Raw genomic sequence first — 7,476 nt, forward strand, 5'->3', positions numbered from 1 at the left:
TGACTGCTGAGTTCAGACGCCTTCTCCGAACCTTCTTCAAGCTTGCTGATAACACTCGATGTTGCTGCAGTGACAGAGCTTACTGCAGCCAATGCTATCGGAGTGATTTTGGTGAATTTGTTCTTTACTTTTTCAAGTGAAAAGCTGGCATGCTCCGGCCACATTTTCGTGACCTTTATCTGATTCCTAATCTCAGCTTCATTCTGTCTGTAGCTGAGAGTGAGGTCCTCGACCTTTGCCTTCTGTGACTGGTATGCACTTGAGGTTTCACCGGAAACCCTTGCCGTTTCCTGAAGAAGCAATTTTTCCTGTTTCAACTGAATTTCAAGTGATTTTCGAACGCTTTCCAACCCCTTCAGCTTTGCTCTGGCGGCTTCATTTGTCCGTCCCTCGGTTTCAAGAGCATAAGCATATGATGTGGTAATGTCCGTCACTCTCGACGTTGCGTTGCAGACTTCGTCAGTCCTCTTAGTCAGCGTTTCAACAAATACGACCCTCCAAAATTGGAGGGTCGTTAAACAATTTACGATGGCGAAATTAAACACATGAATTTTGTTTCTGACTATGATATGGCCGAAAGTTTAAAACGTTTTCGTATTGGAAATCCTCTGAAACATGATATAATTATGCTAAAATACGAGGCTTTAGAAGCCGATTTAATGGATAATAAGGGATATACTTATAGCAAAGCTCATAGAATTGCAAATAAAAAATATAACTATGGCAAAGCATTAAAGGAATGGAAGGAGGGTAAGGCATGAATTTTTTAGGATACGAATTGAAGAAGGACCAGAAAGAGAGATGGGTTTATTCTGTTTTTTCTGATTTTGAAGAAGCAACAGTTACTGTTGAAAAACATAGTTATAAAGCTGATATTACGGATATGCCTTACACCTTTTGTAATATTCACTCTAAAGAGCATGTTATATCTACGCTTGTTAATATTTTGAAAGAATATCCCGGAATTGAGTCGTGCGCTATGGGGAGTGGCTAATTATGAGTAATAATGACTATTTTTCAATTGCTTATAAAATTTTATCATATTTGAAATATTGTTATGAAAACGGTATTGACGTGGATGTAGATGTTCTCTCACCTGGTACACTCAATATTTCGAGCAGACAATTTTGCCAAACAAATACGACCCTCCAAAATTGGAGGGTCGTTAAACCTCTGATGTGAGACCTTTGGATATAATCAATGTTCTAATTGCAATCGGTTCATTGATTATGACTTTCCTTGGTTGGATTGATGACTAACCAAGAAATAGGGAGTAAGGCGAAGCCAAGCTTCCCTTTCCTGTATCATAACACAAAAGTAGGAGGACAACAAACCATGAAGAGAAAAAACCTACAAACATTAACTATAGTATGTTGGATATTGGTTATTGGAATTAATATTTTGAAATTGTTAGGAGTGAAACCATAATGGCAGAATTATCAAATACGACCCTCCAAAATTGTAGGTCGTTAAACTCAAGGTGTGGAAGTGAGCGGTCATGAGCCCGATAACTAAAGAATAAGAAAAATAGAAATCCGTGCCGTGGCTGAAGTGCAATAAAAATCAAGAAAAATCGAATGGGTTTAGTCCTAAACATTGTTAGTTAGAATAATTTTAGATAAACAAATCCATGTTATGAGTAGCCTTAAAATTTTATATACTATATCATAAGTTTTAAAGGAGGTATAAGACAGTGGATAAGTTATGGAAGAACTCTTCAAATTAATATACTTTGAGGAGGAAAAATAAATGAAAATGAATTTTAAAAATAATAAAAATATAGATGTGAAACAATTAGAAAGATTATATAATGATGTAGAATGGTATGCTTATACACAGGATTTACCAACACTTAAGCTGGCTATAGAACAATCATTAGAAGTTATAACTGTTTGGGATGATGAAGAGTTGGTTGGGTTGATTCGAGTTGTTGGAGATGGGTTAACTATAATCTATATACAAGATATTCTTGTGTTAAATTCTTATCAAAATCAAGGTATTGCTACTCAACTGATGGAACAGGTTCTAAAGAAATATAAAAATGTTCGTCAAAAAGTTTTAATGACCGAAGATGCACCAGATGTAAGACATTTTTACGAAAAAAATGGTTTCCAGTCTTGCGATAAAGGGTCGCTAGTAGCATTTGCAAAAATGAATTAGAAATAACCAGTGAAAAAACGATTTATCAAATACGACCCTCCAAAATTGGAGGGTCGTTAAACTAAAGGCGTATTATAAAAATAACAGAGATGTCACTTTTTTAAAGGAGATGGTTATTATGACGGATGTTATTGCGTATCCTGCAATCTTGGATAATAATGAAAATGATAATGGTGTATATACAGTTACATTTCCCGATGTTCCAGGAGCCATAAGCGAAGGCAAAGATGTAGCCCATGCACTTAAAAACGGTTCGGAAGCTTTAGGGTTGATGCTATATGATGCTAAAGAATACCCTAAAGTATCTGACTTAAGCAAAGTTGAAAAAGAAAATCCTGATGCTATTGTTACCCTTATTTTTGCTGATTTAGCAGAAATTAAGCGTACTGTTAAAAAGCCAATGGTAAAAAAGAACACTACCATTCCGGGCGATTTGGCACAAAAAGCGGAAGAAGCAGGAATTAATTTTTCTCAAACGTTAGCGGACGCTTTAAGAGAAAAACTAGCTTAAAGCAAAGAGTCTACTCTCACACGAGGGTAGGCTTATTTTTTGTACAATTTTTTAATTATTTTTCAAATACGACCCTCCAAAATTGGAGGGTCGTTAAACTTATGAAGCAAAATAAAAAGCTGACGCTCGAAGACAAGTTAACCATCATCTCTATTGCCCTTCAAGTAATCAGCATTATCATCAGCTTGATTAAATAGTCAAGCGGTAGGGGTTAACTCAAAATAGTTAGCTCCTACTTGAGTGTATCATAAAAGCTGGAACAAGACTATGAGGAATTTAACAAGAACGGAAATCCTATTAATAACATTGATTGTTTTAACATTGTTGAATATTGCAATAAAACTAATAGACTGATAATGAGGTGTTGAAGATGTCAGAACTAACAGACGCGAAGAAGCGCGCTAACGAAAAATGGAAAAACAAAAACAAGGATAAACAACGCGTATATCAATACCGCTCTAGTGCTAGAACGTACGTGCGCAAATACGCAAGCTTAGACGACTTGTTGGAGTTGCAAACGATGATTAGCGAAAGAATTGAAGAAATTAAAAAAGCCTAGCAAGAGCTAGACTTGAAGATGATAAGCCTCTGTAATTATAACATAAAAAACTTTGCAGGCAAATACGACCCTCCAAAATTGGAGGGCCGTTAAACAGTATATAACTCAAACGTTTACTAACCACTTTGTTACTCATCATCTTCGTTGGATTTGTCATTCGTTTTTGTAGGTCTCAGTTCTTCCGGCAAGTCTTCATCTTTTAATTCCTTACCGTATAGCTCGCTCAAAAACTTTTTTGCCATCTTCTTATACTCTTCTGAGTGCTTAAGGTGCTTTAATCGTTTAACGGCTTCAATATCACCATCATACCATCTCCTATCAGAGTAAGGCTTTTTATTCAACTTCAGTCACCTCGATAATTGGAACCAGTTTATCACTTTGAAAACTGCATTTCTAGGAAATAGAACTTCTTTTTCTTCGGTTTCATCGTACTTTCCTAAAACCGCTCCCCCAAATACGACCCTCCAAAATTGGAGGGTCGTTAAACCTTTGTAACTGTTCTTTTTGGATTGTTCCGCTCCAATGCGCTTTTGAAGCTTCTTGACAACCGCGTCAGAATCAACCTTGGCTTCTTTCTCCGTTTGCTCGTCAGCGACCGGTTCAGTTGCCTTAGCTTCTTCTGTCGTTTCAGTTACTTGATTTTCGTTTTCCATATTTTTACCTCGCATTTTCCGGCTTGGGAGCCTGTAGTCTCGGTTGTTCTTTTGGCCCTGCAACTCGGAAAAAGGGCATAAAAAAAGACGGTTGATCCGTCTTGAATACTATTTGCTACTTGTCGTCTTCGTTATCTTTGTCATTCGTTTTTGCAGGTCTCAGTTCTTCCGGCAAATCTTCATCCTTCAATTCCTTACCGTACAGTTCACTCAAAAATTTTTTTGCCATTTTCTTATACTCTTCTGAGTGCTTAAGCGGTTTAAGGTTCATTACAGTTTCAAAATCAGCGTCGTGCCATCTGCTGTCAGAATACGGCTTCTTATTCATTTTCTACTACCTCGATAATCGGAACCTTTTTATCATTTTCACGTCTTTCGGTGTAACATTTTACCACTTTAAAAACTGCATTTCTAGGAAAAAGAACTTCTTTTTCTCCGGTTGTATCGTATTTTCCTAAAACTGCTCCTGATTTACTTTTTAGGATGATAACTCTCAAATCATCGTTCGGATCATAAACATCTGTTGACAAATACGACCCTCCAAAATTGGAGGGTCGTTAAACTTTTCATAACAGTATTTCAGATAGCTGAGCACCTTATACGCAATCGTGAAATAATCATTATTTGCCATGGAACTGCCTCAATACATCGGTTTTAAATCGGAATCAGGGTCTAATTCAGGAAGTTTTTTTCCTGTCTTAATTGCTTGCCTAATTTTTTGAATTGCTCTTTGCATTTCTTCCTCATCAGGATGCAAAGGGTCAGTTAAAGGTACCTTTTTGCCAAAAGCCCCTTCTCCGAATTTTAAATCATAATCTTTTTTAGCCCTACTAAAAGCTTCGAAAGTCTCTTTTGAAGGCATTACGGGTTCCCAAGTCATAAACATCATCCTTTCAATAGTCATCCTAAAATTAAATCCATGTATTCGGGGTCATCCGTAATTTTTGCATAATGACATTTCCCATCTTTATCAATAAATTTAACGTGACCATTCTGCGGCTCAAAAACCGACTCCAACCCCACGGAAAGAACTTCTGTTGCATTTGGATATGTCTTGCCAATATAAGGGCCTATGAAGTTGTCTTTCTTAGTCACTTCGTCGCAATAGTCCCAGCCAGGATATATATCAGCTAATTTTGTTGGTTTCTCACCCAAATACGGCCCTCCAAAATTGGAGGGTCGTTAAACTTATGTGAATGCTTAAGCTTTGTAAAAATTAACAATTTGACCTACATTTATTTTATCAGTTTTGTCTACTACAAATGTATTTCTATCTGAAATAGGTACACCTGTAATAGTATATGTTTCACCATTAATTTTTGCTTTATCGCCAATCCATATTTCTTCAGGCAATTCTTCGTTAATGATTAAAACTGTGCTTTTAGGAGCTGAAAATTTATTAATAATTTCTATTTTTTTCATTTTTCAATCTCTCCTTCCAGTATTGCAAATTAGCCTTAGTTTCTAAAATTTATTCTTTAGGTATATTATATAACTTTTTTACTGATAATAAATAATTTTGGGCTTCAATTTCAGCCTTATATCTAGAAACATTTGTTAAATCTATCTTGCCATCTCTAAATTGCTTAACATGATAAAGTTCTTCTAAAACTTCACTTATAGTTGGTTTGTTTTTTAATGCTACAAGATCTTCACTTAGTGCAATGGCATTTGCCCCTTTCTTTTTTAAATAAGCTTCTGCTTCAGCGTCCTGCCAAACCTTGCCACCGCTCTTTCTGAATTCAGCTGTTAGTTTACGTTGTTTTTCTTTATTAACAAATACGACCCTCCAAAATTGGAGGGTCGTTAAACAGAAAATGGAAGAATTACCGATTGAGTAGGATTCTGATTGCCAAGCCGTTTTTCTTTTTCGACCATAACATTTTTCCTTTCAATCTGTAATCGCCCAGTTTAACGTCATGTGACAGGATAAAAAAAGCACTCTGATGAGCGCTAAATAAGTTCTATGTTTTTTATTTCTGATTCATTAAAACCAACATACGGGTATTTGTCAGTTTTGATAGTAATTTCATCATATAATTCATCTTCAGTATCAAGTTTCCCCGTAAATGAATTGCAGTGGCCTTCGAGGATTTGACCATCTACGAAAGTAACTCTAATATTCTTCCCTAAATATTGTTCTAAATTCATCACTACTCTCCTTTCTTAGGCACAATATGAGTTCTATTCTTGGAGTGGTGAATTTTAATAGCCGTAGCTTCTGAATTATCTGAAGCATTCACACCAATTGAATATCCCAATTGAACGATTTTCTTATTCGTAGGACGCCCGTATCTATCACGCTCTAATCTACCAGTTCCATAATAGTCGTCAAATAATTTTTGAACATCAACAGAATCATAAATATAAGATTTCCCATCTTTGCATGTCGATTCCATGTGAGGCAGTTGTTTATCAGGATTAATTGTTTTTCCCCACTCACCAGAATTTATTTTCAAATACGACCCTCCAAAATTGGAGGGTCGTTAAACCAAAAACAAGCCGTACAAATAATCATGCAGATTAGCCATGCAAGTTAACCATGCAGATGAACTCTTGCATGCTGAGATTTCTTTAGTGGAGCGGGGCTTTTTTGGCAAGAATTGAATTTGATGATATAATAAAAAAGTGCACTGACGACCACCAATGCACAAGTTTTATTTAGAGATGATATCCTTGAGGGTGTACTCTAATGCGCTTGGCTGGTGGTGTATTGCCGTACACCAGAACAAGAGCGCTCCTGCTAGACTATCAGCCTAATTGTTGAATATAGTATATTCACTAATGCTGTATATATTATAGCACGGTTTAGCGACTCGAACCACCGTCTAGTTTCGGCTAGGCGGTTTTTCTCAAATACGACCCTCCAAAATTGGATGGTCGTTAAACTGAAACGGTAAACTCAAATATATTGACGAAAGCGGAAAACGCCATTATGCAAAAATCACGGACGACCAAGAATATTTAAACTTGATTTTAGGACTACTTTTGAAAGGGTGAATTAGTATGTATCCGTCACAAGAAATGCTTGAAAAGCTCGATAAAGCGGTCGAATCTTATGAAAATAAATTCGGCAAGGGCGCATTTGACCATGTCGTACCATTGGGTGACCCGTTAACTGCCGAAGATGAAGACATTGCGGAAGGAATAGAAACTATCAATCAAGCAATCCTAATGAGCAAAAGATTACCAGAACTAGACCCTGATTCCGATTTAAAACCGATATATTGAGGAAGTTCCATGGCAAATAATCAAATACGACCCTCCAAAATTGGAGGGTCGTTAAACCTAAAATGACATATTATGAGGCTAACGAATTGTCAAAAGAAAAGTATGACTATAAAGGTGGTGATAGCTAATGATGTTTGAAATGATTTTGCTTGATAATAACGATAAATCTGTAACATATGAAGTTAGGAATCATGATAAAAATATAAAAATAGATAATATCACCGTTAATAAACACGATAAAAGCTATGTACTTGAATCAGGAAAAAAGATTGATAATCAATTTATTAGCGCCACTTACAGGGTGATTTTGAAATGTTTGGAGGATGGAAAATATCCCCAGTCATATGCAAATGGCTGGGGAT

The 7,476-nt window shown here is 36.2% G+C and carries 18 protein-coding genes; 8 read left to right on the forward strand and 10 right to left on the reverse strand.

All coding sequences use genetic code 11. From position 1 onward, the window contains the following. Positions 1-434: hypothetical protein (locus BMX26_RS09230; RefSeq protein WP_143454904.1), on the reverse strand; the 434-nt coding region annotated here is incomplete at its 3' end. A 111-nt stretch (positions 435-545) separates the two neighbouring features. Between BMX26_RS09230 and BMX26_RS09235 the strand changes: the two genes are divergently transcribed. From BMX26_RS09235 to BMX26_RS09260, 6 genes are all read left to right on the forward strand, one after another. Beyond that, positions 546-761 (forward strand): hypothetical protein, encoded by a 216-nt coding sequence (locus BMX26_RS09235; protein ID WP_082272540.1) that lies wholly within the window; start codon positions 546-548, stop codon positions 759-761. Further along, positions 758-994 (forward strand): hypothetical protein, encoded by a 237-nt coding sequence (locus BMX26_RS09240; protein ID WP_075531128.1) that lies wholly within the window; start codon positions 758-760, stop codon positions 992-994. The genes BMX26_RS09235 and BMX26_RS09240 overlap by 4 nt, the downstream gene beginning before the upstream one ends. A 2-nt stretch (positions 995-996) precedes the next feature. Then, positions 997-1,182: a YjcQ family protein gene (locus tag BMX26_RS09245; protein ID WP_075531129.1), complete on the forward strand. Its 186-nt coding sequence runs from the start codon at positions 997-999 to the stop codon at positions 1,180-1,182. A gap of 567 nt (positions 1,183-1,749) precedes the next feature. After that, complete coding sequence (locus BMX26_RS09250) at positions 1,750-2,160, forward strand: GNAT family N-acetyltransferase (protein ID WP_075531130.1); 411 nt, start codon at positions 1,750-1,752, stop codon at positions 2,158-2,160. Between the two features lie 118 nt (positions 2,161-2,278). Further along, on the forward strand, positions 2,279-2,671 hold the full coding sequence (locus tag BMX26_RS09255; protein ID WP_075531131.1) for a type II toxin-antitoxin system HicB family antitoxin: 393 nt from the start codon (positions 2,279-2,281) through the stop codon (positions 2,669-2,671). Positions 2,672-3,041: 370 nt separating this feature from the next. Next, positions 3,042-3,230, forward strand: a complete 189-nt coding sequence (locus BMX26_RS09260) for a hypothetical protein (protein ID WP_075531132.1) — start codon at positions 3,042-3,044, stop codon at positions 3,228-3,230. Positions 3,231-3,358: 128 nt separating this feature from the next. On the opposite strand, the gene BMX26_RS09265 is transcribed toward BMX26_RS09260, so the two are convergent. The 9 genes from BMX26_RS09265 to BMX26_RS09305 all read right to left on the reverse strand — a co-directional run bounded on the left by BMX26_RS09265 (position 3,359) and on the right by BMX26_RS09305 (position 6,342). Continuing rightward, on the reverse strand, positions 3,359-3,571 hold the full coding sequence (locus BMX26_RS09265) for a hypothetical protein (RefSeq protein WP_075531133.1): 213 nt from the start codon (positions 3,569-3,571) through the stop codon (positions 3,359-3,361). Between the two features lie 6 nt (positions 3,572-3,577). Beyond that, on the reverse strand, positions 3,578-3,883 hold the full coding sequence (locus BMX26_RS09270) for a hypothetical protein (protein WP_075531134.1): 306 nt from the start codon (positions 3,881-3,883) through the stop codon (positions 3,578-3,580). Positions 3,884-3,998: 115 nt separating this feature from the next. Then, the gene (locus BMX26_RS09275; RefSeq protein ID WP_075531135.1) at positions 3,999-4,211 is read right to left on the reverse strand and encodes a hypothetical protein; all 213 of its coding nucleotides are present in this window, start codon (positions 4,209-4,211) and stop codon (positions 3,999-4,001) included. Next, complete coding sequence (locus BMX26_RS09280) at positions 4,204-4,413, reverse strand: hypothetical protein (protein WP_075531136.1); 210 nt, start codon at positions 4,411-4,413, stop codon at positions 4,204-4,206. The genes BMX26_RS09275 and BMX26_RS09280 overlap by 8 nt, the downstream gene beginning before the upstream one ends. Positions 4,414-4,523: 110 nt before the next feature. Next, positions 4,524-4,763 carry a hypothetical protein gene (locus tag BMX26_RS09285; protein WP_075531137.1) on the reverse strand — a complete coding sequence of 80 codons (240 nt, stop codon included), beginning with the start codon at positions 4,761-4,763 and terminating at the stop codon, positions 4,524-4,526. 20 nt (positions 4,764-4,783) lie between these two features. Further along, complete coding sequence (locus BMX26_RS09290; RefSeq protein ID WP_075531138.1) at positions 4,784-5,038, reverse strand: hypothetical protein; 255 nt, start codon at positions 5,036-5,038, stop codon at positions 4,784-4,786. A 45-nt stretch (positions 5,039-5,083) separates the two neighbouring features. Next, the gene (locus BMX26_RS09295) at positions 5,084-5,305 is read right to left on the reverse strand and encodes a hypothetical protein (RefSeq protein WP_225355251.1); all 222 of its coding nucleotides are present in this window, start codon (positions 5,303-5,305) and stop codon (positions 5,084-5,086) included. Positions 5,306-5,836: 531 nt separating this feature from the next. After that, on the reverse strand, positions 5,837-6,034 hold the full coding sequence (locus BMX26_RS09300) for a hypothetical protein (RefSeq protein ID WP_075531139.1): 198 nt from the start codon (positions 6,032-6,034) through the stop codon (positions 5,837-5,839). 2 nt (positions 6,035-6,036) lie between these two features. Then, positions 6,037-6,342, reverse strand: coding sequence for a polymorphic toxin type 50 domain-containing protein (locus BMX26_RS09305; protein WP_225355252.1), 306 nt, complete (start codon positions 6,340-6,342; stop codon positions 6,037-6,039). Between the two features lie 547 nt (positions 6,343-6,889). Here BMX26_RS09305 and BMX26_RS09310 point away from each other — a divergent pair. Together BMX26_RS09310 and BMX26_RS09315 are read left to right on the forward strand one after the other, a co-directional pair. Beyond that, positions 6,890-7,114 (forward strand): hypothetical protein, encoded by a 225-nt coding sequence (locus tag BMX26_RS09310; RefSeq protein ID WP_075531140.1) that lies wholly within the window; start codon positions 6,890-6,892, stop codon positions 7,112-7,114. 127 nt (positions 7,115-7,241) lie between these two features. Further along, a partial coding sequence (locus BMX26_RS09315; protein WP_075531141.1) for a hypothetical protein occupies positions 7,242-7,476 on the forward strand: 235 nt, incomplete at its 3' end.

Origin of the sequence: Ligilactobacillus sp. WC1T17 (assembly GCA_900110005.1) — a bacterium.
Taxonomy (GTDB): Bacteria; Bacillota; Bacilli; order Lactobacillales; family Lactobacillaceae; genus Ligilactobacillus; species Ligilactobacillus ruminis_A.